The sequence below is a fragment of the Burkholderia sp. Tr-20355 genome (assembly GCF_017104685.1).
Lineage (GTDB): Bacteria > Pseudomonadota > Gammaproteobacteria > Burkholderiales > Burkholderiaceae > Burkholderia > Burkholderia seminalis.
The window spans coordinates 1-26094 of sequence record NZ_JAAGPK010000116.1 but is presented as its reverse complement, the minus strand read 5'-3'; the positions used below and the strand labels follow the sequence as shown (position 1 = coordinate 26094).

General features: G+C 67.1%; 14 protein-coding genes. 6 read left to right on the top strand and 8 right to left on the bottom strand.

Features of this window, described 5'->3' with window-relative positions:
- Positions 1–240: 240 nt before the first annotated feature.
- From G3N62_RS24505 to G3N62_RS24495, 3 genes are all read right to left on the bottom strand, one after another.
- A complete protein-coding gene (locus tag G3N62_RS24505; protein ID WP_124670677.1) occupies positions 241–1629 on the bottom strand; it encodes an undecaprenyl-phosphate glucose phosphotransferase in 1389 nt (462 codons plus the stop codon).
- Between the two features lie 543 nt (positions 1630–2172).
- Positions 2173–3027, bottom strand: a complete 855-nt coding sequence (locus G3N62_RS24500) for an uL13 family ribosomal protein (RefSeq protein WP_124670676.1) — start codon at positions 3025–3027, stop codon at positions 2173–2175.
- A gap of 81 nt (positions 3028–3108) precedes the next feature.
- Positions 3109–4638 carry a tetratricopeptide repeat protein gene (locus G3N62_RS24495; RefSeq protein ID WP_241013193.1) on the bottom strand — a complete coding sequence of 510 codons (1530 nt, stop codon included), beginning with the start codon at positions 4636–4638 and terminating at the stop codon, positions 3109–3111.
- A gap of 374 nt (positions 4639–5012) precedes the next feature.
- On the opposite strand from G3N62_RS24495, the gene G3N62_RS24490 reads away from it, so the two are divergent.
- The 3 genes from G3N62_RS24490 (at position 5013) to G3N62_RS24480 (ending at position 7510) form a co-directional block, all read left to right on the top strand.
- On the top strand, positions 5013–5327 hold the full coding sequence (locus G3N62_RS24490; RefSeq protein WP_124670675.1) for a hypothetical protein: 315 nt from the start codon (positions 5013–5015) through the stop codon (positions 5325–5327).
- 71 nt (positions 5328–5398) lie between these two features.
- Complete coding sequence (locus tag G3N62_RS24485; protein ID WP_241013192.1) at positions 5399–6133, top strand: glycosyltransferase family 25 protein; 735 nt, start codon at positions 5399–5401, stop codon at positions 6131–6133.
- Positions 6134–6667: 534 nt separating this feature from the next.
- Entirely contained in the window at positions 6668–7510 is an 843-nt protein-coding gene (locus G3N62_RS24480; RefSeq protein WP_124670673.1) for a peptidyl-prolyl cis-trans isomerase, read from the top strand.
- Between the two features lie 423 nt (positions 7511–7933).
- Here the strand turns inward: G3N62_RS24480 and G3N62_RS24475 are convergent, their stop codons facing one another.
- The 3 genes from G3N62_RS24475 to G3N62_RS24465 form a co-directional block, all read right to left on the bottom strand.
- Positions 7934–8254, bottom strand: coding sequence for an XRE family transcriptional regulator (locus G3N62_RS24475; RefSeq protein ID WP_124670672.1), 321 nt, complete (start codon positions 8252–8254; stop codon positions 7934–7936).
- Positions 8254–8586 carry a SymE family type I addiction module toxin gene (locus G3N62_RS24470; protein WP_124670671.1) on the bottom strand — a complete coding sequence of 111 codons (333 nt, stop codon included), beginning with the start codon at positions 8584–8586 and terminating at the stop codon, positions 8254–8256. The genes G3N62_RS24475 and G3N62_RS24470 overlap by 1 nt, the downstream gene beginning before the upstream one ends.
- 332 nt (positions 8587–8918) lie before the next feature.
- Complete coding sequence (locus G3N62_RS24465) at positions 8919–11900, bottom strand: ATP-binding protein (protein ID WP_124670670.1); 2982 nt, start codon at positions 11898–11900, stop codon at positions 8919–8921.
- Between the two features lie 451 nt (positions 11901–12351).
- On the opposite strand from G3N62_RS24465, the gene G3N62_RS36300 reads away from it, so the two are divergent.
- The 3 genes from G3N62_RS36300 (at position 12352) to G3N62_RS24450 (ending at position 23366) form a co-directional block, all read left to right on the top strand.
- On the top strand, positions 12352–21534 hold the full coding sequence (locus tag G3N62_RS36300; RefSeq protein WP_206141322.1) for a YadA-like family protein: 9183 nt from the start codon (positions 12352–12354) through the stop codon (positions 21532–21534).
- Between the two features lie 97 nt (positions 21535–21631).
- Positions 21632–22345, top strand: coding sequence for an OmpA family protein (locus G3N62_RS24455; protein ID WP_034189627.1), 714 nt, complete (start codon positions 21632–21634; stop codon positions 22343–22345).
- A 301-nt stretch (positions 22346–22646) separates the two neighbouring features.
- Positions 22647–23366 carry a response regulator transcription factor gene (locus G3N62_RS24450; RefSeq protein WP_034189626.1) on the top strand — a complete coding sequence of 240 codons (720 nt, stop codon included), beginning with the start codon at positions 22647–22649 and terminating at the stop codon, positions 23364–23366.
- A 131-nt stretch (positions 23367–23497) separates the two neighbouring features.
- Here the strand turns inward: G3N62_RS24450 and G3N62_RS24445 are convergent, their stop codons facing one another.
- Together G3N62_RS24445 and G3N62_RS24440 are read right to left on the bottom strand one after the other, a co-directional pair.
- The gene (locus tag G3N62_RS24445; protein WP_034189625.1) at positions 23498–24190 is read right to left on the bottom strand and encodes a response regulator transcription factor; all 693 of its coding nucleotides are present in this window, start codon (positions 24188–24190) and stop codon (positions 23498–23500) included.
- Between the two features lie 234 nt (positions 24191–24424).
- The coding region (locus G3N62_RS24440) for a YadA-like family protein (protein ID WP_206141321.1) at positions 24425–26094 on the bottom strand (1670 nt) is incomplete at its 5' end.

The following is a 26094-nucleotide window of genomic DNA, read 5'->3' as shown; positions in this document are numbered from 1 at the left end:
CGCCAGCCAGCCGAGATACGACGGGCTCATCTTCATGCCGGGCGCCAGCGCGCATCCGGACAGCCACACGCAGGCCGTCAGGACGAGCATGGGCGCGGCAAGGCGGCGTACGGCCGCCGGTACGATCGGATTGGTCATGGGTTCCTTCCAGGAGCGCCGCGCAGCGCGGCCGTGGCGTCGGCACTGCGCCGCAGTCACATCAATCGGCGGCCGCGATGCCGCCCCGGGCGGCGTGGCCGCTCAGTACGCATTGGGATGCACGATTCCCTTGAGCACCGTCGCCGCGATGATTCGCAGGTCGAGTGCGAACGACCAGTTGCGCAGGTAGTACAGGTCGTAATCGACGCGCGACTGCATGCTTTCGACCCGCTCGGTCGCGCCGCGCAATCCGTTCACCTGCGCCCAGCCGGTAATGCCGGGCTTGATCCGGTAGCGATGGATGTAGCCGTCGACCAGCGTGCGGTACTGCGCGTCGTGTTCCACCGCATGCGGGCGCGGGCCGACCACCGACATGTCGCCGAACAGCACGTTGATGAACTGCGGCAGCTCGTCGAGGCTCGTGCGGCGCAGGAACGCGCCGACCTTCGTCACGCGCGGGTCGTTGCGCGTCGCCTGCACGACGGTGCCGGGCGATTCGGCATGCGCGCGCATCGTGCGAAACTTGTAGATGTCGAACGTGCCGCCGTCGCCGCCGCGCCGTTTCTGCGTGAACAGCACCGGGCCCGGCGAATTCAGCTTGATCGCGGCGGCGATCGCGAGCAGCAACGGCATCAGCAGAATCAACACCACCGCCGCGAACGCACGATCGAAGATCGCCTTGGTCCACCGGGCGCCGCGGGACAGCGGCGGTGCGGCCAGCGAGATCGCCGGCTCGCCGAGAATCTCGTCGATGCGGCTGCCGAACAGCGCGTGCTTGCTGACATCGGGCATCAGGCGCAATTCGACGAAATCGTTGCGGAACTCGTCGATCACGGGCTCGACCGCGTCGTCCTCGATCGCGAGCGCGATCCAGACTTCTTCCGCCTGTGCACGCCGCACGCAGGCGGAGAACGACGGCAGCGTGTCCAGAATGCGTGCGTCGCCGTCGAGCTCCGGCATGTCGCCCGAGGTCAGGTATGCGCCGACGAGTCGATACTGCGGCGCGGCATTCGCCCGCAGCGTGGCGGCCAGGCGCTCGATGCGCGCACCGTCGCCGACGATCGCGACGCGGCACGGCGCGACCGTCGCGCGCAGGCTGCGCCGCCGCGCGACGCTCAGGGCGATGCGAAACACCACGAGCGCGATCGCGACGCCGATCGTCCAGTCGAAGAACCAGTGCAGCAACACGGCCGTGAGCGTCGTCAGCGCGATCATCTTCACGAACACGAAGCCCTGCACGACCAACCACAGCGCGAGCGAGCGCAATGCGGCGCGTGTGGCAGGCAGGCGCCGGCCGTCCATGCCGGCGCCGGTGAGGCGAAGCAGGAACGCCGCGAGCAGTGCGCTGACGCCGACCAGGATCGATTCGACGCGGATCGATGCGAGATCGCGGAACGAACCGGTATGCGCCCAGGCCGCGATCGCGACGATCGCGGCGACGTCTACCGCGCACACGGTGATTTCGCTGCCTGTGGGCTGCCTGCCATTCATGTTTCTCTTCCCTTCCAACCTGATCCGCTAGGCGCGATGGGGCGCCGTCTCGTCTGCCCGGTCACGGGACGCTGCTCGGCGGGCCAACTGCCGACGTATCCGGAGAGGAAGACGAGTCTAGGTGCCGTCTTGTCCCGAAACCATGGGACATGTACGAAAAATCGAGCTGTTCGTGACCGGGAATCACCGGCGCGCGCCCGATGTAAAGCGGTTTTCGCCCATGGCGTCTGATCGATGCGGAAGGTGATCGACGAGAAATCGATACGCACTCCGTACAAAAAACATCGATTCGAGAACGAAAAAACGACGACGCCAATTGCAACGAAATTCGCATTACTTGCCGGGTGACGGCGTGTTAGCCATCCAGCGCAGCCATTGTGTCGAATGGGCGGGGTGCAGGGAATCAGACGCGTCTTAGCTGTCTGTCAACGATTGTGAAAGAAGAATTGGATGGGCCGATGGGCGAGTCGCTTGACGCCGCTTCGGAATGGCAGCCGACGGTGTGGACAAGGCGGCCACGCGCGACGGATCGGACGCGTCCCGTCACGATGCGGCAACCGCTTCCCGCAGCAGCGGTGCGAGCGTGCGTGCCTGCGGATGCCGGCCGATCGTTTCCAGCGCGGCCGCCTCCAGTGCCCGACGCCGCTCCGGATGGCGAACCAGCTCGACGCATGCGTCGACCAGTCCGTCGTACGGCGCCGCCTGAAACCCGCCTGCATAGTCCGGATCGAGGGCCGTGGCAGGCGACACTTCCCCGACGACGGCCTTGCCGTTCGTCATCAGATAAAACACGCGCACGACCTCGAATATCTGCGACGCATAGTGATGCAGGTTCAGCACGACTTTCGCGCGCGCGATGGCCGCGTCGCGTGGCGCGCCGTAGATGCCGCCGCTGACGATGCCGACGTTCAGCCCGCGCGCCTGCAGCGCGTCGAGTATCGCCGCGCGTCGCGGCCCGATCGTGCCGTAGAACAACACGTCGATGTCCTGTTCGACGTCGTGCGGAATGCGGCGCAGCGCCGGATGGAAGCCGAGCTTCAGATAGTGCGCATGCGCGATGCCGAGGCGGCGCAATTTGGCGAGATTGCGTTCGCTGTAATCCCAGGTTTCGTAACGCGACGCCCAGCGGTAAATCTTCTCGTTCCACGGTTGTTCGTCGACGTGAATCTGCTCGGTGTTGATGACGATCGTGTCGTCGGGCACGTGCGCGGTCGCGTTGGGATCGGCGAGATGGCAGCCGATCAGCAGATTGCGCGCGTCGGGCATCATCGCGTTCTCGCTGATATGGACGGTGTGGCCGAGATCGTCGAGTCCGTAGGCGACGACTTCGGCGAGTTCCGTGAATGCGCCGGAATGCGCGTAGCCCGGCGGCCGGACGACGCAGATGTTGTAGTGCATGGCGAGGCTCCGGTGTCGCGCCGGGCCCGACGGCGATCGCGCGTCGTCGGCCCGGCGGCGGTGTGGAATCGGGCGGCGCCGTCAGGCGGCGAGCGCACGGAGATCGTCGGCCGCTTCGTTCAGCACCGGCCCCCAGTCGGCGAACGTCGGTTGCCGGTACAGCGACGCGTGGGGATAGAACGGGCTGTCGCGGCGCTCGTGCTGCCAGACCCAGTGCGGATTCGCATCGAGCAGCACCCACGTGGGGCGGCCGAGCGCGCCGCTCAGGTGCGCGACGGACGTGCAGACCGTGATCACGAGGTCGAGCGCGCCGACGAAGGATGCGGTGTCGTCGAGCGTTTTCCATTCGTGTGTGCAGTCCTTCACCACGAACCCGCGCGCGCGCGCCGCTTCGACGTCGTGCTGCGCGCCGGGCTGCAGCGAATAGAACGCGACCTTGTCCTGCAGGCCGGCGAACGCATCGGCGTAGCGGTCGAGGCCGATGCGGCGGTAGCGGTTGCGCGCATGCGTGACGCTGCCGGTCCATGCGAGGCCGACTTTCAGGCGTGTCTCGTCGGCGAGCGCCGTGCGCCAGGCATCGGTCGCGGCCCGGTCGGCGTGCAGATAGGGCGTGTGCGTGGCGAGCGTGTCGCCGTCGAGACCGAGCATCCACGGAATGCTCATCAGCGGCAGTTCGAAATCGAAGGCCGGCAGCGCGTCGGGTTGCGTCGCGATGTCGTACACGTCGACGTGTTGCGCGAGACTGCGCTCGAGCAGCGCGCCCATCACCGGGAACGCGTTCCAGACGAGGCGTCCGCCTTCGCGTCGCACGCGCTCCGCGAGCAACGGCACGTAGCGGCAGAACTGCAGCACGTCGCCGAGCCCCTGTTCGCCCCAGACGAGCAAGGTCTTGCCCGCAAGCGATTCGCCGCGCCAGCGCGGCCCGGCAAACACCGGCAGGCGGCCGCGCAGTTCGCCGGAGCCGTCCCAGCGTGCTTCGTAGTTGCGCCAGCCGGACGCGAAGTCGCCGCGCGCCAGCTGCAGCAGCGACAGGTTGTGGCGGTAGGCCGCGTTGTCCGGCGCGAGATCGATGGCGCGTCGCGCATAGGCCTCGGCGGCATCCCACTGTCCGGCTTCCTTCAGCACGGTCGCCGTGTTGTTGGCGACCAGCGGGCTTTCCGGGGCGAGCGCGTACGCCTGCGTGGCGGCATCCAGCGCGCCGTCGAGATCGAGCCGTTCGAGCCGCGTGACGACCGCATTGGTCCATGCCTGCGCGTCGTTCGGGTCGTCGTCGAGCGCGTGTTCGAGCAGCGCGTATTCGGTATCCGGGTCGCCGTTCGTCAGCCGGATCGCCAGTGCCAGGTTGTTCTTCAGCGACGGCCACGCGGGCGCCAGTTCGTACGTGCGCAGATACGGCGCGAGCGCGTCGGCGTGGCGCCCGGCGATCTGCAGTGCGTAGCCGCAGTTGAACGCGGCATGCGCCGAGTCGGGGTGCGCGTGCCAGTGCCGCGCGGCGAGATCCACGGCATCCGCGATGGCGCCGCGATCGATGAGTGCCTGCGTCAGCGTCGCGACGGCGTTGTCGTCGGCATGCATAGCCGGCGACGCGATGTCCTCGCGGGCGATCGGCATCGGCTGCATGCGGGCGGCGGGCGGCGTGTCGGGGAAGGTGGTCTGCATGGAAGTCGCTCCGGTGAGTCGTCCGCGTGATGGCATGCGGACGGTCGGGTTGTCGGTCGTGGAGCCGGGCGACGAGAGAGAGCTCGACGACACCGGCTCCGTGTCGACTGCCACTTTAGGCATGCCGTTTCGGCAACTGAATCGGACCAGTCCTAATCTGCATCGCGTTGATGGATTTCCGCGCCGCGCGTGTAGGCCCAGTCCTATTTTTGCGTGTCGGGCCATCCAATCGGACTCGTCTGACAGAGATTCGCGTCGCGCATCCCTTTAATACGGGGTATTCCGGCCGACGGCGTTCGGCCGCCAACCTACTGGGAGAACGAACCATGAGCGACGCGGATCATCTGGTGAAAGGCACGGTGATGGGCATGATCGCCAGTGCGGCGACGGTGGCGCTCGTCCATGTCGTCGTCGAGTTCGGCACGCGCTGGACGTCGACCGGCGCGGTCGTGATGGGCGCAACCGCGCTGCTGATGGCGCTGGCGTTGCTGGCGCCGACGTTGCTCGCGGCGTGGCGCAACCGGCACGAAGCGGTCGATCCGTTTTTCGAGCCCGCGGCGTTGAAGCCGATTCTGCAAGGGCGCTCGGTCGGCATCGTGCTCGGTATCGTGTTCGGCGTGTCGGTCGTGACGGGGTGGTGACGATGTCGACACCCGTTACCGATCGGCCCGGCCCGACCGCCCGGCATTCCGCCTCGGTGTCCGACGCGTGCATGCCGACCGTATCCCGCACGCTGCGCGTGATTTCGCTGGAGGACGAACGCGACCGTCGCGACTCATTTCGCGCGAACAACCCGAATCTGGATTTTGCGTTCGTCGACGCGGTCGACGGGCGCGCGCTGTCGGACGCGACGATCGAGGAAAGCGGGCTGTTCGCACCGGGCTTGCCCTATACGCGTGGCGCGATCGGCATTGCGATGACCACGCACCGGCTGTGGACCGCGATCGCCGCAGGCGACGCGCTCGTGACCGTCGCTGAAGACGACGCGATCTTCAGGCCCGACTTCGACGACACCGCGATGCGGTTCCTGCGTGCGCATGCCGGCCGTTACGACTTCGTCGCGTGGGGCTACAACTTCGATTCGATCCTGCGCGGCTCGATCTTCAACAGCCGCACGCCGGTGACGATGCGTTTCGACGAGGCGTCGCTCGCGCAGGCCGTCGAGGATTTCCGTACCGATCGCGGCCCCGTGCTCGTGATGAACCTGCTCGAGTTCTACGGGATCTGCGCGTATACGATCTCGCCGGCCGGTGCGCGCTTCCTGCTCGACCATTGTTTTCCGCTGCAGCCGGAGACGCTGTTCTCGCACGGGCTCGGCCGCACGCTGCCGAACTACGGGATCGACGTCGCGATGAACAAGTTCTACGGCGCGATGCGCAGCGTCGCCGCATTCCCGCCGCTCGCCGTGACGATGAATGCGCGCGAGACCTCGACGATTCAACGGTGATGTCGTGCGGAATAGGACCCGGCTGATTGCGCGGACATCGTCCGAACTTCGACAATGCAAACGTCGGGCGGTCGCATGGTGTGCGCCCGACACCTCGTATCCGAAGCCCCGCTTCGTTGGACGTGCTGCCCGTTCGCCGGGCGGCGCATTTTTCTCCGCGTGCGCCCGAATCGAACGATACAGCCTAAGCGGGCCGAGCCGGATGGCGAGACGTGAATGCCCTGCGGCGACCGGTGGGCTCGGTCGCGTCTGCCCCATTTGGGTCGCAGGTTGGGAGAACGCATGCCACATGCGAGCGCAGGGCATTCATCTCTGTCTTCCGCGCCGACGGCCGCCGTTGCGTCGCCGGCGGCCGCTGTGCCATCCCATGCGAGACCGGGTCGACCGGTTCTCGTTCCAGGTCCGGCCGCGACGCGATCGTTCGCGCGCGGCCTGTCCGGCACCGATCCGTTCGGTTGCCCGCGGCGAAACCGCCGCGCTTTCTCCCGACCGCCATCGCGTGCGGCAACTCCCTCCCTCGATGAAGGAACCCTCATGAAGAAGCACCACATATCCATTGTTTCCACGCTGATCGCACTCGCATGCGCCTGCGGCGCACCCGTCGCGCGCGCCGCAGGCACGAAAACCGAAACGCCGCTGCCGTCGGGCGTCGAAGCGGTCGTCAACGACACGCCCATCGCGCGCAGCGACGTGGACAGCATGATCGAAACCACCGGGCTGGCCGCCACGCCGGAACTGCGTGCACAGGCCAAGCGTGAACTGATCGCCCAGCATCTGGTCGAGCAGGCGGCTGAAAAAGCCAACTACGGCAGCCGGCCGGAAGTGAACCGCGTCGTGATGCGCGCCCGCACGGTGGCGGCGACGGATCTCTATCTGCGCGACAACCTGCACCCGCAAGCGGTGACCGATGCGCAGGTGAAGGCGCGTTACGACGACGTCGTCGCGAATGCCGCGCAGTTCGAATATCGCGCGGACGTGATCGCCGTGGCCGATCCGGCCGACGTGAACGCACTGGTCGCGGAGCTGAAGCAGGGCGCCGCGTTCGACGCCGTGGCGAAGAAATACAACACGACACCGAATGGCGGTGTCGCGCAGTGGGTCGAGTTGCGCACGCCGGTGGCCGAAGGGAAGACGGGCGGCCTGCCCGTGCCGCTCGCGCAGGCGATCACGTCGCTGCAACCGGGCGCCGTCGCGGGCCCGATCCGGATCGGCAACGCGTTCGCGATCGTGAAACTCGACGAGAAGCGTGCGACGACCGTGCCGACCTTCGACGCGGCGAAAAACGTCTTGCGTCAGCAGCTCGAAGCACAGGCGCAGCAGCGTGCGATGACGGCGCTGGTGGACAAGCTGGCGCAGCAGGCGGTGATTCAGCAGTAAGCGGCCCGCTTTCCGGGTATGTGTCACATACGTCGGCCCGTTGCTCGATTCGAGCGCGGGCCGATGTCATTTCGATGCGTGACCGGACGGTCGCCGCGTCTGCTTTGGGGGATCGATGGCGCGTGGCGCGCGTGGACTGGAGGCGGCGGATTCAGGTAACGGATTGGAGTCGATCGGATGCGCCACCGATGGCATGGCCGAGGATGCCGCCACGACAGGAGAAGAATCAGCCTGGTCCGATGGGTTGTGACGATCGTTCACGTTAAATTGAACGAGTGTGGTGCCGGAGCCGCTTCGGCGTCGGCCGCTGGGCCCGGCCGTCGTCATGCTATGTATTCGATAGCACTACTCCTAACGCTGCCTCATGCGAGCGCCGAGGCGCTTCCGGCCGCCACACACTCCTTCAAGCCCGTCCGATGGCCGTCACACCGAAACCGTGATCCCCGCCGGCCCGCCTTCCCGCGCAGGTCGTACGACGATCTCCACATGCTGGCCGAACGAGGCGAGCGTCAGCATCAGTTGATCCAGCGTCACGTTGCGGAGCCGCTCGCGCTGCTCGGGGGTCACGACCGGCCGGGCCATTTCCGCGAGCGCCGCGGCCTCTTCTTCGGTCAGGCCGCGCGATGCCATCAATGCGTTGAGCTTAAGTACGAGTACGGACTTGGCTGCCAGTTCGCCGACATCGTAGTAGTCGAAATCGTCCGGTACCTCGTCGGTGTGCTGCTTCGATGCGTCGTAGTTCATTACGCTTCCTCCGTCATCACCGATCGTTGCTGCCGCCCGGTTCCGCGATCGATATCGGGGCATCCCGCTTGTTCAACGGACGTGCAGCCAGCGTCTTCGATCGGCGTGATCACCAGCCGCTTGTGCGACACCTCGATCCGCAGGCGCTGCCCGGGATCGAAGCCGGCTGCCTCGATCCATCGGCCGGACAACTTCGTCCACAGATACACGACAGGCGGCGCCATGTCGGTCAGCCTGATGTTCGGGACGACGCGGCCAGATTGGAAAGACGATTGAGGGGAGACAAAACAATCGCGGAAATACATCGGTGCGTTATGATGCGCGCCAGCCATGGTCAACTCCTGTGTTGAGTTGGTTGTGGTCAGCGGCCCGTGGGTGCTGTATCACCTGCGGGCCGCGCTCGTTTACGCAGTGGATGCCAACGATCAGTCCGTCACATGCTTGGCATGTCGAAATGATGTCGGAGTCCAGGCGAAAACGTGCAACCACTGTAGCCGAGATCGCGCGGTGTCAGAGGGCAGTCATGTACGAAATCATCCGAGATGGCCATCAGGTCAATGCCTCGAATGCCTGCTGCACAACGTGTGCGGCGCAATCGAGCCGGCCGGCCACATGATCGATTCCTTCCGGATGTGTCAGCAATCGTTTCAGTCGGCGATTTCGATCAGCCTGCCGCCCGCCGCATGAGGATCTCGTTCGCGCTCCGTCGATAGCGCTCGAATTCCCGCGCGAACGCGGCGGCATCGCCCGCCAGCGCCAGCGCTTCCATCGACGCACAGAGCCCCGAAATCTCCCGCTCGCCGATCATCGCGAACGCGCCCCGCATGCTGTGAATCTCCGAGCGCGCGACCTTCAGGTCGCCGTCCTGCAGGGCCCGGGCGATGGTCGCGCTCGAGCGTCGCGTTGCATCGGCGAGCACCGTATGCAGGTCTTTCGGCAGCGGGCCGGACGCACGCGCCGGTGCAGGCGGATAGACCGGCCGACGCCACGTGCCCGTGTACCTCGCGATCGCCTGTTCGAGCGATTTCAGCGACGTCGGCTTCGTGACGATCTCGTCGATGCCCGCTTCCCACGCCAGGCGCAACTCGTCCGGTTCGGCATGCGCGGTCACCGCCAGGATCGGCTGCACCCGCCCGCGCTCGCGCAGCACGCGTGCGAACGCGTACCCGTCGAGGCCCGGCATGTTGAGATCGGTGAGCACGACCGGATAGTCGTGACGGTCCACCAGATCGAGCGCCTCGGCGACGTTCGATGCGATATCGGCCTGATAGCCGAGGACGTCCAGCTGATCGTGGACGAGCGAACGGTTGACCGGGTTGTCGTCGACGAACAGCACGCGCACGTTCGGCGCATCCTCGCCGGACGGCGTGTGCGCGGCGCCCGGCTGACTGTCGAGCGGCAGCGGCAACGTGACGACGAACGTCGACCCCACGCCCGGCACGCTGTTCGCGTCGATGCGCCCGCCCATCGACTCCGCGAGCTTGTAGCTCAGCGCGAGGCCGATGCCCGTTCCGCCGAAGCGGCGCGCGATCGATTCGTCGGCTTGCGCGAACGGCTCGAACACGTGCGCAAGCTGGTCGGCCGTCATGCCGATGCCCGAATCGCTGACGCGGATCGTCACGGGCGTCGCATCGCCCGGCGGCGCCGATACCGACAGCGCGACCGTGCCGCGATCGGTGAACTTGATCGCGTTGCTGACCAGGTTCACGACGATCTGCCGCACCCGCATCGGATCGCCGAGATACGTGCGGGTCGCCGCGGGATCGACGTCGATACGCAGCGCGACGCCCTTCGCGCCGGCCACCGGCTCGAACAGCTCCGCCACGTCGCGCATCAGCTCGTCGATCCCGAACCCCGTCGCTTCGAGCGTCATCCGGTCGGCTTCGATCTTCGTCATGTCGAGCACGTTGTTCAGCATGTCGAGCAACATGCGCGCGGCGGACGTGACCGCATGCAGGCGCGGCTTCTGGCGGCTCGGGTCGGGCGCCTTGTCGAGCAGTTCGAGATTGCCGAGCATCGCGTTCAGCGGCGTGCGGATCTCGTGGCTGATCGTGGCGAGGAACGTCGACTTCGCGCGGTTCGCGCTGTCGAGTGCGCGTTCGGCGTCGGCGCGCGTCGTGATGTCGGAGAAGCTGAACAGCAGCGCTTCCTTGCCCTTGTAGCGGACGCGCACGAAGTTGACGAGCAGGTCGCGCGCGCGGCCGTCGTCGAGCGTCACGGGCAGTTCGACGTCGAGCTGCACCGGCGACGCGTCCGCGCGCTCGCGGTAGCGAGCCAGCAGCCGCTCGTGCAGCGGCGGATCGCCGGCCTCGCGGTCGTACAGCTCGAGCATCCGGTTGCGCAGCAGCACCTGCTGCGTATCGGGCGACACGAGGCCGATGCCGAACGGCGCGGTGGCGACGATCGTGCGGCTCATCCGCTCGCTTTCGAACACGCGGCGCGAACGACGGAACAGCGGCGCGAACACCCGCAGGTCGAACGCGATCACGAGCGTCCACAGCACGATGAGGATGGTCGCGGTCGTGCCGAACTCGCGCAGCATCGTCGACCAGATCGCAAAGGCGATCGTGCGCCACGAGTACGCATAGACGATCGCGTAGCCGGTGTCCGAAATCCGGTCGGTGATCGTGAACATGCCGTGACGGTAACTTTCGTCGAAATGCGCGAGGCCGCGCCGCCAGGTGCCTTCGGCCAGCGCTTGTTTCATCAGGGCCGCGCCGTCCTCCGCGTCGCCGGTGCGATCGGCATCCAGCAGCACGCGGCCGTTTTCGTCGATCAACATCGCGACGGCATCGCCGGGTGCATGCTTCATCCGCTCGGCGATCACGTCGACGTCGAAGTCGCTCACGAAGGTCATGAAATGCTGCTGGCCGTCGAATGCGGGTTCGACGAGACGGAAGACCGTCTTGCCGGTCAGCGGATCGATCGCCGGCGCCTGCCAGGCGATCCGGCGCGACAGGCGCCAGTAGCGCGCGATGGCCGGATCGGACCAGTCGGCCGCGTCGAACGCGAGGTGTTCGATCAGCGTAGGCGTGTCGGGCACGCCGATGCGTGCGAGCAGGTCGGGATACGGCATCGACGGCGGCGGCGTGATCGCGATCACGTTGCGGTCGGGGCTGTATGCGTAACCGCGTACCGCGCGCCCGGTCTGGCGTTCGGCGGCCGCGACCGAGATCGTCTGGCGCTCCATCAGCTGCACGTAGCGATCCGTTTCGCGCTCGGCGAGCGCCTTGGGCGACGCGGCCACGAAGATCTCGCTCACGCCGGGCATCGGGGCGAGCAGAACGTGCCCGTCCCTGCGCAGCGCGTCGGAGGCTTCGCGCGCATGCGGCGGATGGCCGTTCCACAGCAGCTCGGCATTGATCACCGCGCGGCGCATCGACGCCTGTTTCGCGTCCATTTCGAGTTGCACGAGCGCCTTGTGCGTCGCGAACAGGTCGCGCCGCTCGGCGATGTAGTCGCGCACCGAGCCGACGAGCAGGATGCCTGCCGCGATCAGGATCACGAGCGACAGCACGACCGCGCCGCCGTACAGCGTGAAGCGCTGATACCGGTTCAGCAGGCTCAGGTCGCGCGTGTCGTCGTCGATCGATGCGAACGGCGCGCTGGCGTCCGTGTGGGACGCGAAGAGGTGGCGAATGGGCATGAGGCGAAGACTGGTGAATCAATGCGCGAATCGGGGACGCGCCGCGGCGAGGCCGGAACGCGGACGATCTCCACGAGCCGATTGAAGGCAGCGCGATGCGCCGCCGGCTCGGGGAACGGGAAAATTATCGGGATAGTGGACGAGGCTGTATGTAGGGCAGTCCGAAACACTCGCGCGCGAAGGATAGGACCAGTCCTATTCGGGCAATCGGCCGCGCGTTGCGTATATACGTCCTGCGACGCAACCGTGTCAAACGGAATCGTTCAAGAGAACGGCGTGTCGCGTTGCGTCTGGCACGGCCGATTGTCAAGCAACGTCATGTTAGGACTAGGCCTACGAAATAAGTCATGTCACGTCCGGCCGTCTGATTATCGAAACGACGGGCGATCAATACATTGCCAATGGTGGACGAGGAGCGTCCTTCTCCCTTTTTTCTACTGAGGCAAACAACGTGAACAAGACCTATCGCACCGTCTGGAACGCGACGACGGGTACATGGACGGCGGCAGCCGAAACGGCGCGGATGCGCACGAAATCGAAGTCGAATACGACGATGCGTTCGTCGGTCACCGCGGCGGTCGCCGTGATGGCCGGTGTGGGTGGTGGTGCCATGGCGAACGACGCGATGGCGCAGGCCGCCAATGGCGGTGGATCGTTGTCGCTGTGTGCGCCGGCGGGCAGCGGCTATTATGGGACGACCTTTGGCGGCGGCAACACGGTCGGAACCAGGACGACTGCGGCGTGCGGTACGGCGATCTCCAATTTCAGACTGAGCGAAGGTCACGTCAGGTCGTTTCAGTTGTACAACAACAGCAACGTCAACGGTGGTGGTGTCGGTCAGGCAAGCGCGGCGACCGAGGCCGGCATCAGCGGTACCGTCGACGGCCATCTCTTCCTGCTGGGCGGCTCGGGCGTGCACCTTCGCGGCCCGGTGGACGTCGACAGCAACTTCAACATGACGAATCACCGCATCAACAACCTGGCTGCCGGTACGGCCGGGACGGATGCCGTTAACGTCAACCAGTTGAACGCGGCGATTGCGGCCGCGGGGACGGCGAACCCGTATGTTGTGACCAATACCGGTACGTATGCGACTGCGACGGCGGCGCGCGCGGGCGGCAGTGCGACGGCAATCGGGGCGAATGCGAACGCCGGCGGCACGTCGGCCGTGGCGCTCGGCGGGAATACCGTTGCAACGGGGCAGAATGCCGTTGCGCTCGGCACCCTTGCGAACGCGACGGGCAGCGAGGCCGTGGCGGTCGGCGTGGGCGCTCGCGCGACGGGGGGCAATTCGACGGCAATGGGCCGAGGTGCGGCGGCTCTGTCCACCAATGCGACTACCGTCGGCTATGGCGCCTATTCGGGCGCCGACGGTGCCACGGCACTCGGCATGACGGCAAGTGCCGTCGGCGCGAATGCCATTGCGGTGGGCCGCGGTGCCAGCACCAGCGGGACCTATGGGTCCGCAATCGGTTATGCAGCGAATGCAACCACGAACGCCGTTGCGATCGGTGTGCTCGCGAACGCGACATCGGCGTCGAGCGTTGCCTTGGGTGAGCGGGCAAGTGCAACGGGCGCGACCTCGACGGCACTCGGTCGTGGTGCACTGGCCAGCGGTACGAATGCGGTTGCGCTCGGCGCGAACTCGGTGGGCGATCGCAACAATGCGGTGTCGGTCGGGTCGACGTCGCTGCAACGACAGATCGTCAACGTGGCTGCCGGCACGCAGAATACGGATGCCGTGAACGTCGGCCAGATGAATACGGCGCTGTCGAAGAAGGTCGACAATACGTACGTCAACGTTCGCGGTACGGGCGCGGCGGCCAGCGTGGGCAGCACGAATGGCGTCGCGATCGGCAATGCGGCCGTGGCCGGCACCATGGGCGCGGAGACAGCTATCGGGAATGCGGCTTCCGCACAGGGCCTGTCCGCGACGGCACTCGGTTCCGGTACGGTGGCCAATGGTGAAGGCGCAACGGCGCTGGGTCGTATGGCATCGGCAAGCGGCAGTCACGCAACTGCATTGGGCAATCAGGCGAATGCCGGCGCGAATGGTGCCGTTGCCATTGGCGATCGCGCGGTCGTTGGCGCATCGGCCACCAATTCCGTTGCGCTCGGCACGCAAGCAGCGGTCGCCGCGAACGTGACCGGTGCGATGGCGCTCGGCTCCGGTTCGAGCGCGACCCGCAACAACACGATTTCGGTCGGCTCGGCGACGCAGCAGCGCCAGATCGTGAACGTCGCGGCCGGCACGCAAGCCACCGACGCGGTCAATGTTGGCCAGCTGTCGGGCGTGACCAAGGCACTCGGCGGCGGCGCGGTGGTCGACGGCAGCGGCAACGTCACGCAGCCGACCTACAAGGTCGCCGGAACCGACTACCACAACGTCGGCGATGCGCTCGATGCACTGGCCGCGAATGGCGGCAGCGATCCGAACGCGGTGACCTACGACGGCGCGACGAAGGACAAGGTCACGCTGAAGGGCGCGGGCGGCACGACGCTGTCGAACGTCAAGGCCGGCGCGGCCGACATGGATGCGGTCAACGTTTCCCAGTTGAAGAGTTCGGGCCTGATCGGCGACGACGGCAAGGCGATCGCCGCGGTGACATACGACCGCAACGCGGATGGCACGCCGAACATGGGTTCGGTGACGCTGGGCGGCGCGAGCGCCACGACGCCGGTTGCGCTGAAGAACGTTGCAGACGCGAAGGCGGATCATGACGCACTGAACCTCGGCCAGTTGAAGGACGCGGGCTTGGTGGGCGACGACGGCAGCGGTAACCTCACGTCGCTGGCCGTGACGTACGACGGCACGGCGAAGGACAGCGTGACGCTGGGCGGCACGGGCGCGACCACGCCGGTGGCGATCCACAACGTCAAGGAAGGCGAACTGTCGGCGACGAGCAAGGACGCCGTGAACGGCTCGCAGCTGTTCGCAACGAACCAGAACCTGAGCGACCTGAAGGACTCGCTGAAGGACGGCGGCGTGATCGATCCGGTCACGGGCGAATCGCTGGCTGTCGTATACGACGGCAACGCGAAGGACACCGTCACGCTGAAGGGCACGAACGGCACGACGCTGTCGAACGTGAAGGCCGGTGTGGCCGACATGGACGCGGTGAACGTGTCGCAGCTGAAGGGCTCGGGCCTGATCGGCGACGACGGCAAGTCGATCGCGGCGGTGACGTACGACCGCAACGCGGACGGCACGCCGAACTACGGCACGGTGACGCTGGGCAACGGTGCAGGCCCGACGCAAGTCAAGAACGTTGCGGATGCAACGGAAGACCATGACGCACTGAACCTGGGCCAGTTGAAGGATACGGGCCTGGTGGGTGACGACGGCAAGGGCAACCTGACGTCGCTGGCGGTGACCTACGACGGCGCGGCGAAGGACAGCGTGACGCTGGGCGGCACGGGCGCGACCACGCCAGTGGCGATCCATAACGTCAAGGACGGCGAGCTTTCGGCGACGAGCAAGGACGCGGTGAATGGTTCTCAGCTGTTTGCAACGAACACACGCGTCGGCGACCTGGAAGATTCGCTGTCGAAGGGCGGCGTGATCGATCCGATTACGGGTGAGTCGCTGGCTGTCGTATACGACGGCAACGCGAAGGACACCGTCACGCTGAAGGGCACGAACGGCACGACGCTGTCGAACGTGAAGGCCGGTGTGGCCGACATGGACGCGGTGAACGTGTCGCAGCTGAAGGGCTCGGGCCTGATCGGCGACGACGGCAAGTCGATCGCGGCGGTGACGTACGACCGCAACGCGGACGGCACGCCGAACTACGGCACGGTGACGCTCGGCAACGGCGCAGGCCCGACGCAAATCAAGAACGTCGCGACGGGCGTCGACGACCTGGACGCGGTCAATGTCAAGCAACTGAACACGGGCCTGTCTGACCTCCGCGACGAGTTTTCCGGCGGCAACCTGCGCTTCGTCAAGGTCAATGCCGACCCGGTCACGGGCACGCCGGCGGTCGCAAGCGGCGCGCTCGCCGTCGCCATCGGTTCCGACGCGCGGGCGACCAGCGCCAACTCGCTGGCACTCGGCAGCGGTGCGCGCGTGACCGGCAACGGCTCGGTCGCGATCGGCTACAACTCGGTCGCGAACCAGAACAACGTCGTGTCGGTTGGCGACGTGGGCCGTGAACGCAAAATCGTCAACGTGGCGGACGGCGACGTCGCATTCCAGAGCACCGATGCGGTCAACGGCGGCCAGTTGTATGCGGCACTGAACACCCTGTCGACATCGGTGACCTCGAAGACGCAGCAAGCGATCGATACCTTCTCGTCGGAGATCGACAAGAAGACGAAGGCTGCGATCGACGAAGTGAGTTCGCGTTCGATGCAGCCGCAGGATGTCAGCGACCCGCTCGTCGCGATCGAAGGTCTGCAGGGCAACAACGTCGCTTCGCTGAACGGCGCAGATCCGGCTACGGCGACGGCGGCCGCGATCGGCTCGTCGACGGCGGCAAGCGGCGCCAACGCGGTGGCGGTCGGCCTCCAGAGCGGCGCGGGTTCGAACAACTCGGTCGCAATCGGCAGCTTCGCACAAACCGGCGCCGGCCAGGACTACTCGGTCGCGATGGGTTCGAACGTCCAGACGAACGGCACGCAAGCCGTCGCGCTGGGGGCGAACGCGCAGGCGAACGGCGACTATGCGCTGGCGGTCGGCAACAACGGTGCGCAGGCAATCGGCGACGGCTCGGTCGCGCTCGGCAGCGCGGCGAACGTGCGTGCCGGCTCGACCAACGCGGTCGCGATCGGCACGGGTGCGAACGTCGCGCGCAGCGTCGAAGGCGCGATGGCGCTCGGTGCGAACGCGACCGCGGGCGCGGCCAACAGCGTCGCGCTCGGCGCGAACGCGTTCTCGAATCGTGCGAACGCAGTGTCCGTCGGCCGTGCAGGGGCGGAACGCCAGATCGTCAACGTCGCGGCAGGCACGCAGGCAACCGACGCGGTCAACGTCAGCCAGTTGAAGGGGGTGACCGATGCCCTTGGCGGCGGTGCGGCGGTGGGTGCCGACGGCACGGTGACGAGCCCGGCCTACTCGCTGGCCGATCCGGCGGACGCGACGAAGTCGAAGTCGTACGACAACGTGGGCGACGCGCTGTCGAATCTCGACGGCCGTACGACGACGAACACGGAAAACATCACCGTGATCAACAAGCAACTGGCCGATTCCGGGCTGGTCGATCCGGTGACCGGGCAGTCGATCACCGCGGTGACGTACGATCGCAACGCGGACGGCACGCCGAACCTCGGTTCGGTCACGCTGGGCGGCGCGGGTGCGACGGCTCCGGTGGCGCTTAAGAACGTCGCGGACGCGAAGGACGACCACGACGCGCTGAACCTCGGCCAGTTGAAGGACGCGGGCCTGGTGGGCGACGACGGCAAGGGCAACCTGACGTCGCTGGCGGTGACGTACGACGGCGCGACGAAGGACACCGTGACGCTGGCCGGCACGACCGGTACGACGCTGTCGAACGTGAAGGCCGGTGTGGCCGACATGGACGCGGTGAACGTTTCGCAGCTGAAGGGTTCGGGCCTGATCGGCGACGACGGCAAGGCGAACGCGGCGGTCACGTACGACCGCAATGCGGACGGCACGCCGAACTACGGTGCGGTGACGCTGGGCCATGGCACGGGCCCGACGCAACTGAAGAACGTGGCGGACGCGACGGACGACGGCGATGCGCTGAACCTCGGCCAGTTGAAGGACGCGGGCCTGGTAGGCGACGACGGCAAGGGCAACCTGACGTCGATGGCCGTGACGTACGACGGTGCGGCGAAGGACAGCGTGACGCTGGGCGGCACGGGCGCGACCACGCCGGTGGCGATCCACAACGTCAAGGATGGCGAACTGTCGGCGACGAGCAAGGACGCCGTGAACGGCTCGCAGCTGTTCGCGACGAACACGCGTGTCGGCAACCTGGAAGATTCGCTGTCGAAGGGCGGCGTGATCGATCCGGTCACGGGCGAATCGCTGGCCGTGGTGTACGACAGCAATGCAAAGGACACCGTGACGCTGAAGGGCACGAACGGCACGACGCTGTCGAACGTGAAGGCCGGCGTGGCGGACCTGGACGCGGTGAACGTGAGCCAGCTGAAGGGCTCGGGCCTGATCGGCGACGATGGCAAGTCGATCGCCGCGGTGACGTACGACCGTCTCGCGGACGGCACGCCGAACTACGGCTCGGTGACGCTGGGCCATGGCGCGGGCCCGACGCAGATCAAGAACGTCGCGGATGCGACGGACGACCATGACGCGATCAACTACAACCAGTTGAAGCAGTACGTCGCGGACAACTCGGGCGGTTCGGGCAATCCGCTGGCCGTCGGCTATGACGACGACACCAAGGATCGCGTCACGCTGCAAGGCGGCGCGACCGGCACGACGATCACGAACGTGAAGGCGGGTGCGGTGACGGCCACGAGCACGGACGCGATCAACGGCTCGCAGCTGCATGGCACGGCACAGAGCGTGGCCGATTCGCTGGGCGGCGGCTCGACCGTGGGCGCGGACGGCAAGGTGACGAACCCGTCGTACTCGCTGGCCGACCCGGCGGATGCGTCGAAGTCGAAGTCGTACAACAACGTGGGCGACGCACTGTCGAACCTCGACGGCCGTACGACGACGAACACGGAAAACATCACCGTGATCAACAAGCAGCTGGCCGATTCGGGGCTGGTGGATCCGGCAACGGGCCAGTCGATCGCGGCGGTGACGTACGACCGCAACGCGGACGGCACGCCGAACCTCGGTTCGGTGACGCTGGGCGGCGCGGGCGCGGCGGCTCCCGTGGCGCTGAAGAACGTCGCGGACGGCGTGGACCGTCACGATGCGATCAACGTGGGCCAGTTGCAGGACGCGGGCCTGGTGGCGCCGGTCGATCCGGCGAACCCGGGGGCGGGCCTGACGTCGCTCGCCGTCGCGTACGACGGTGTCGCGAAGGACACGGTCACGCTGAAGGGCGCGGCCGGCACGACGCTGTCGAACGTGAAGGCCGGTGTGGCCGACCTGGACGCGGTGAACGTTTCGCAGCTGAAGGGTTCGGGCCTGATCGGCGACGACGGCAAGGCGAACGCGGCGGTCACGTATGACCGCAACGCGGACGGCACGCCGAACTACGGTTCGGTGACGCTGGGCCACGGCGCCGGCCCGACGCAGCTGAAGAACGTGGCGGACGCGACGGACGACGGCGATGCGCTGAACCTCGGCCAGCTGAAGAACGCGGGCGTGGTGGGCGACGACGGCAAGGGCAACCTGACGTCGATGGCGGTGACGTACGACGGCGCGGCGAAGGATACCGTGACGCTCGGCGGCGCGGGCGCCACGACGCCGGTCGCACTGAAGAACGTTGCCGACGGCACGGAGCGTCACGACGCGATCAACCTCGGCCAGTTGCAGGATGCCGGCCTGGTTGCGCCGGTCGACCCGTCGAACCCGGGGGCAGGCCTGACGTCGCTCGCCGTCGCATACGACGGTGCCGCGAAGGACACGATCACGCTGAAGGGCGCGACCGGCACGACGATCACGAACGTGAAGGCGGGTGCGGTGACGGCCACGAGCACGGACGCGATCAACGGCTCGCAGCTGCATGGCACGGCACAGAGCGTGGCCGATTCGCTGGGCGGCGGCTCGACCGTGGGCGCGGACGGCAAGGTGACGAACCCGTCGTACTCGCTGGCCGACCCGGCGGATGCGTCGAAGTCGAAGTCGTACAACAACGTGGGCGACGCACTGTCGAACCTCGACGGCCGTACGACGACGAACACGGAAAACATCACCGTGATCAACAAGCAGCTGGCCGATTCGGGGCTGGTGGATCCGGCAACGGGCCAGTCGATCGCGGCGGTGACGTACGACCGCAACGCGGACGGCACGCCGAACCTCGGTTCGGTGACGCTGGGCGGCGCGGGCGCGGCGGCTCCCGTGGCGCTGAAGAACGTCGCGGACGGCGTGGACCGTCACGATGCGATCAACGTGGGCCAGTTGCAGGACGCGGGCCTGGTGGCGCCGGTCGATCCGGCGAACCCGGGGGCGGGCCTGACGTCGCTCGCCGTGACGTACGACAAGCAGGCGAACGGTTCGGCGAACTTCGACCAGATCACGCTGAAGGGCGCGAACGGCACGACGCTGTCGAACGTGAAGGCGGGCGCGGTGAACGCGACCAGCATGGACGCCGTGAACGGCTCGCAGCTGTATGGCGCGTCGAAGAGCGTGGCGGATGCGCTGGGCGGCGGTTCGACCGTCGACGCGAACGGCAAGGTGACGAGCCCGACGTACACCGTCAACGACAAGACGTACAACAACGTCGGCGACGCGATCGAGAACATCTCGAGCAGCCTCGCTCACGGCTCGATCGGCCTCGTCCAGCAGGACGCGGACACGCGCGAGATCACGGTCGCGAAGGAGACGGACGGCACGTCCGTGAACTTCGCGGGCACGGCGGGCGACCGGGTGCTGACCGGCGTGGGCGCGGGAGCGGTGAGCGCGACGAGCCGCGATGCGATCAACGGTGCGCAGCTGCACGGCACCGCGCAGAGCGTGGCGGACGTGATCGGCGGCGGGACGACGGTCGATGCGGACGGCAAGCTCGCGGATACGTCGATCGAGGTCAACGGCAGCAAGTACAAGACCGTGGCCGAAGCAGTCCAGGCCGCCGCGCAGTACGGCGCGACCGATTCGCTCGCGGTGCGTTACGACCTGAACAAGGACGGCACGCCGAACTACGGTTCGGTGACCCTCGGCGGCTCGGGCGCGGCACCGGTGCGCCTGGGCAACGTCGCGGACGGTTCGAGCCGGTATGACGCGGTGAACTTCGGGCAGTTGAGCGAACTGAACGACAAGATCGGCGGCCTCGACGACCGTGTCGGCGAACTGGAGCGGAACCCGGGCACGGGCAATCCGGGCGATGGCGGTACCGGCAACGACTACTTCGCCGGTACCGACGTGGGTGCGGACGGTACGACGAAGGCGAACGCAGGCAGCGGCACGGGCAACACGGCCGCGGGTTCGGGCTCGACGATCGGGACGGGCGCGAACAACGCCACGGTCGTCGGTTCGAACGCGAACGTATCGAGCAGCAACGGTACGGCGATCGGTTCGGGCGCGAAGAGCAGCGCCGAAGGGGCGACCGCGATCGGCAGCAGCGCGAACGCGTCCGGCGAGAAGTCGACGGCGATCGGCGAAGGTGCGAACGCATCGGGCAAGAACTCCGTCGCGCTGGGCGCCGGTTCGGTGGCGTCGAGCGACAACACCGTGTCCGTCGGTACGGCCGATCAGAAGCGCACGATCTCGAACCTGGCCGATGGCGTGAACGCGTCCGACGCGGCGACGAAGGGCCAGATGGATCGCGCGATCGGCGGCGTGCAAGGTCAGGTCAACGACCTGTCGCGCAACGCGTACTCCGGCATCGCCGCTGCCACCGCGCTGACGATGATTCCGGGCGTCGATCCGGGCAAGACGGTGTCGTTCGGTATCGGCGGCGCGACCTACAAGGGCTATCAGGCGGTGGCGTTCGGCGGCGAGGCCCGCATCACGCAGAACCTGAAGATGAAGGCCGGCGTGGGCATGTCGAGCGGCGGCAACACCGTCGGCGTGGGCGCTTCGTATCAGTGGTAAGTCGCCGGGCGGGGCATCGCGCCCCGCCCGCGACGTCGATCCGACTGACTCCATTCAACTTTTTCCAGGCGTCCGCCGTCACGGCGGATGTTTCACCATGACCATGAAAACCTTGTTGTTGCGCGCGGCATCGATCGGCGCGATCGCGATGGCGCTCGGTGCGTGCACGACGCAATCGGGCGTCACCTACGACATTCGGGCGGTGTCGATTCCGGGCAAGCCGGACAACGTATTTCGCGTGAGCTGTGATGGGCTGCTCGGCAGCGCGAACGCCTGCGCCCGTGCGGCGGAAGAATTCTGCCAGGGCAAGGGTTTCACGCCGCTCGAGATGATCGACCGCGTGTACAGCCGCGCACCGATGAAGGACCCGCGCGAGATCACGTTCATGTGCGGCAAGCCGCAGCCGGTCGTGCAGGCCGCGCCGCCGGCACCGCAACCGCAACCGGCGCCGCAGCCGGTTCAGCAGCGCCAGGTGCTGCTGCAGGGCGACGCGAACTTCGCGTTCGACAGCGCGGTACTGACGCCGGAGGCGCGCAGCCAGCTCGACCGCTTCGTGCAGATCAACGGCGGCATCGAATTCCGCCGCGTGGCCATCACGGGCTTCACCGATTCGACCGGCAGCAAGACGCACAATCTGGCGCTGTCGGCGTCGCGGGCCCGCAACGTGATGAACTACCTGAGCAGCAACGGCCTGAAGGCGCAGTCGTTCGTGTCGGAAGGCCTCGGCGCCGCCGACCCGGTTGCGTCCAACGCGACCGCGGAAGGCCGCGCGCAGAACCGCCGCGTCGAGATCCGGATCGATGCGAAGTAATGCGTCACGCATGACGCTCCACCGGTACGTGCGGGGACTCGATCGGCACTGAGCCGATGGAAGGACGCTCCCACCCGCCCGCCCTGTACCTGGAACCGCCCGCTCGTCATGAGCCGGCGGTTTTTTTCATGGCGGTGCGCGGTGCGGCGGCGGCCGCCGCCGGCCGGGACGATGGCTGACGGCCCCGTTTTCGTGCGAAGATAGCGCCCAATTACGATCCACGACGCCGCGCTGCGCGCGGTCGGCGCCGCCCGCGGGCGGCGAGCCGGCCGCGACGGTTGCCGCGCAAATCTGGACGACTATGGGAAGCTATCTGATACGCGTGGTACTGGCCGACGACCACCCGGCGATGCTGGTCGGCGTCGAGCACGGGCTGTCGTCGGTGCCGACGATCCGGTTGACCGGCAAGGCAGTCAATTCGACCGAGCTGATCCGGCTCGTCGAGGCCGGCGTATGCGACGTCGTGGTGTCCGACTATGCGATGCCGGGCAGCGCGCACGGCGACGGCATCACGCTGTTCTCCTATCTCCAGCGCAATCACCCGGCCGTCAAGCTGGTCGTGCTGACCATGCTCGACAATCCGGCCGTGGTCGGCGCGCTGACGCGGCTCGGCATCGAGTGCATCGTCAGCAAGTCCGACACGATCGATCATCTGATTCCCGCGATTCACGCGGCCGCGACGGGCGGCACCTATTACTCGCCGTCGGTGGAGAAGGTGGTGCGCACGCTCACGTCGCATTCGAGCGCGCGGGCCGCCGACCAGAAGCGCGATCTCAGCGACCGCGAACTCGAAGTGGTGCGGCTCTATGCGTCGGGCCTCACGGTCAACGAGATCGCCGACAAGCTGAGCCGCAGCAAGAAAACCATCAGTACGCAGAAGGCGCGCGCGATGGAAAAGCTCGGGATCGACAAGGACATCGACCTGCTGCGCTACGCGATCGAGCACGGGATCGTCGCCGCGTCGGCCAGCGAAGGGCGCGGCGGCGAAACCAGGGAGGAGGGCGGCGTCGATCCGGCCTGACGGCAGGTGCGACGACACCGGCGGCACGGGAACGTGCCGGCGAAGATCAGCGCGCCGGATCGCACCGACGCGCGAAAGCCCCGGCGGCCGCAAGGCGCCGGGGCTTTTTGTTTCGGTCTTCCGCGGCGGCGTTACCCGTTTGCGCCGTCGCCGCGTGCGGATGTCGAATAACCGTGGTCGGTCACGAGCCCGCACGAAATCGCGTAACGCACCAGGTCGACGTCGCGCTCGATGCCGAGCTTCTGCATGGCCGAACTCTTCTGCGTACTGATGGTTTTCTTGCTGCGGCTCAGCTTGTCGGCGATTTCGTTGACCGACAGCCCCGACGCGAACAGGCGGATGACTTCCACCTCGCGAGCCGACAGTGCCGGCGGCCTGCCGCTGACGCTGCCCGTGTTGCGCATGATCCGGTCCATCGACGGCGACAGGTAGCGGCCGTTCGTATAGGCCGCGTGAATCGCCATCGTCAGATGATTCGGCATGTCCGACTTGCTGACGATGCACGCGATGCCGATGTCGATCAGCGCGCGCAGCGCGACCGCGTTCTCCATCATCGTCATCACGACGATCTTCAGGCCGGGAAAGCGCTTCAGGATGCTCGTGAACATCGTGAGGCCGTCGCCGTGCTCGACGCCCGGCATCGCGTAGTCCGACACGAGTACGTCGCACGGATGCTGCGCGAGCGCGTCCATCAGTTCCGTCGAATTGTGCGCGGTCGCGACGACCGACACCGTATTCGTCGCGGACAATTCGTAGCGCGCGCCGATGACGACCGCCGGATGGTCGTCGGCGATCACGATGCGGATGGGGAAGGTTCTGTTCATGTTGAGATTGCGCGTTGCGCCGCGCCATGCGGCGGGTTGCGGTAGGCGTTGTCGAGGCTGGGTGGAAGTCGGCACACGGGCACGGCCGCCGGCGATACCGCTGGCGGTCGCGATCCCGTCGCACCGACGGCCGGTGGCAACTCGCGGGAATCGCCACTGGCCGTCGGCCGACAAGCGGAAGGGGCGATGCCCTTCCGCGTCGGGTCGGCACTCCGCTTGCGCGGAGCCCTTCGGTCAGAACTCGTAGCCGACTTGCGCACGGACACCCACGTCGCCGACCGACGTGATTGACGTCGCGCCGTTCACGAGCCAGTTGCCGCTGCGCGACCGGTAGGTGGCGCCGGCGGCGATCGCCGAGCCGCTCTTGAAGTTCGCGGCGCCGACCGCGACGACGGTCTTGCCCGGTTGCGACGGCGTCATGTTCGGCATCGCCATCGCGGCCGCGATACCGGCATACGCGTTCTTCGCGACGTCGTTGATCGCGCGGTTCGTGTCGTTGAAGCGCTGGTCGACCGATTCCATCGCGCGGTCGAGCTGGCCCTTCGTGGCCGCATCGCTGGCGTTGATGCCGTCCGCGATGTTGACGAGCCGGCGGTTGCCTTCTTCCGTGCCGTTGCCGAACGAGACGGTGTTGGCTTCCGCCGCCACCGAGCCCTGGCCGATCGCGACCGAGCCGCTGCCCGTGGCCGATGCGCCCTGGCCGAGTGCGGTGCTGTCCTTGCCGGATGCAACCGCGCCCTGGCCGAGCGCCGTGCCGTTTTCGCCCGACGCGACCGAGCCCTGGCCGATGGCCGAACCGTTGTTGCCCGACGCGACCGCGCCCTGACCGACGGCCGAGCTGTTGCTGCCCGATGCCGTCGAACCCTGGCCGATGGCCGAACCGTTGCTGCCCGATGCGACCGCCCCCTGGCCGACAGCCGAGCTGTTCTCGCCGGACGCGAGCGCGCTGTCGCCGATCGCCGAGCTGTTTTCGCCCGTTGCCACCGCGCCTTCGCCGACGACGGTCGAGCCGTCGCCCGTGCCCGGGCCGCCCGTGCCGGGGTTCGTTTCGAGTTCGCCGAGACGGTCCGACAGATCGTCGAAGCGGTTCGACAGGTCGCCGAACTGGCCGCTCAGTTCGCCGTACTGCTTCGCGAACTGCTCCTGCAGGTCGAACAACTGGCTGCCGTTGATCGCGTCCATGCTCGTCGCGCTGATTTCGCCAGCGGCGACGCGCTGCAGCTTCGTGCCGAACGTGCCGGCGAACGTCACCGTGTCGAAATTCAGGCCCGAGTCGTACGTGACCGCGCCGACTTCCTTGCCCGTGTAGTCGATCAGTCCGGTTGCACGGAGCTGCGACACCGTCACGACGTCGTCGTCGTCCACGCCGTTCGCGACGCCGGACAGCACGCGCGCGCCGCCGGTGCCCGTGAAGTTCACCACCGAGCCGCCGGTGTTTGCGCCGACCGTGATGCCGCCCGTCGTCGGATTCTGCTGGACGAGGCCGAGCGTGCCGCTTTCGAACTGCTCGGAAAGCTTCTTGAGGCCGCCTTCGTTGGTCGTCATGCGACCGTCGAGATTGGTGACGGCGTCGCCGACCGAGTTGACGATCTTCGTGCCGCCGCTGCCGTCGCCGACGGTGAAGGACGGTGCGGAGATCGAGCCGTCCGAGTTCACCTTCGAATTGCCGCCGATTGCGGAAGCGACGCTGTCGGACACGCCATGCAGTTGCGAACCGTTGACGGCTTCGGTACTCGTCGCCGACACGTCACCTGCCGCGACGCCTGCGAGCTTGCGGGCGCCGGTCTTGCTGCTGAAGTTCACGGCATTGCCGTCGGTGTTCGCGCCGACGGTGATGTCGTCACCCGGGTTGGCCTGCTGGACGAGACCGAGCGTGCCGCTGCCGATGTCGTCAGCGAGCTTCT

Coding starts and splice junctions, on each gene's coding strand:
- G3N62_RS24495 (WP_241013193.1), bottom strand. CDS start 4,638: ATGCCGATCGCCCGCGAGGACATCGCGTCGCCGGCTATGCATGCCGAC.
- G3N62_RS24505 (WP_124670677.1), bottom strand. CDS start 1,629: ATGAATGGCAGGCAGCCCACAGGCAGCGAAATCACCGTGTGCGCGGTA.
- G3N62_RS24455 (WP_034189627.1), top strand. CDS start 21,632: ATGACCATGAAAACCTTGTTGTTGCGCGCGGCATCGATCGGCGCGATC.
- G3N62_RS24480 (WP_124670673.1), top strand. CDS start 6,668: ATGAAGAAGCACCACATATCCATTGTTTCCACGCTGATCGCACTCGCA.
- G3N62_RS24485 (WP_241013192.1), top strand. CDS start 5,399: ATGCCGACCGTATCCCGCACGCTGCGCGTGATTTCGCTGGAGGACGAA.
- G3N62_RS24500 (WP_124670676.1), bottom strand. CDS start 3,027: ATGCACTACAACATCTGCGTCGTCCGGCCGCCGGGCTACGCGCATTCC.
- G3N62_RS24450 (WP_034189626.1), top strand. CDS start 22,647: ATGGGAAGCTATCTGATACGCGTGGTACTGGCCGACGACCACCCGGCG.
- G3N62_RS24465 (WP_124670670.1), bottom strand. CDS start 11,900: ATGCCCATTCGCCACCTCTTCGCGTCCCACACGGACGCCAGCGCGCCG.
- G3N62_RS24475 (WP_124670672.1), bottom strand. CDS start 8,254: ATGAACTACGACGCATCGAAGCAGCACACCGACGAGGTACCGGACGAT.
- G3N62_RS24490 (WP_124670675.1), top strand. CDS start 5,013: ATGAGCGACGCGGATCATCTGGTGAAAGGCACGGTGATGGGCATGATC.
- G3N62_RS24470 (WP_124670671.1), bottom strand. CDS start 8,586: ATGGCTGGCGCGCATCATAACGCACCGATGTATTTCCGCGATTGTTTT.
- G3N62_RS24445 (WP_034189625.1), bottom strand. CDS start 24,190: ATGAACAGAACCTTCCCCATCCGCATCGTGATCGCCGACGACCATCCG.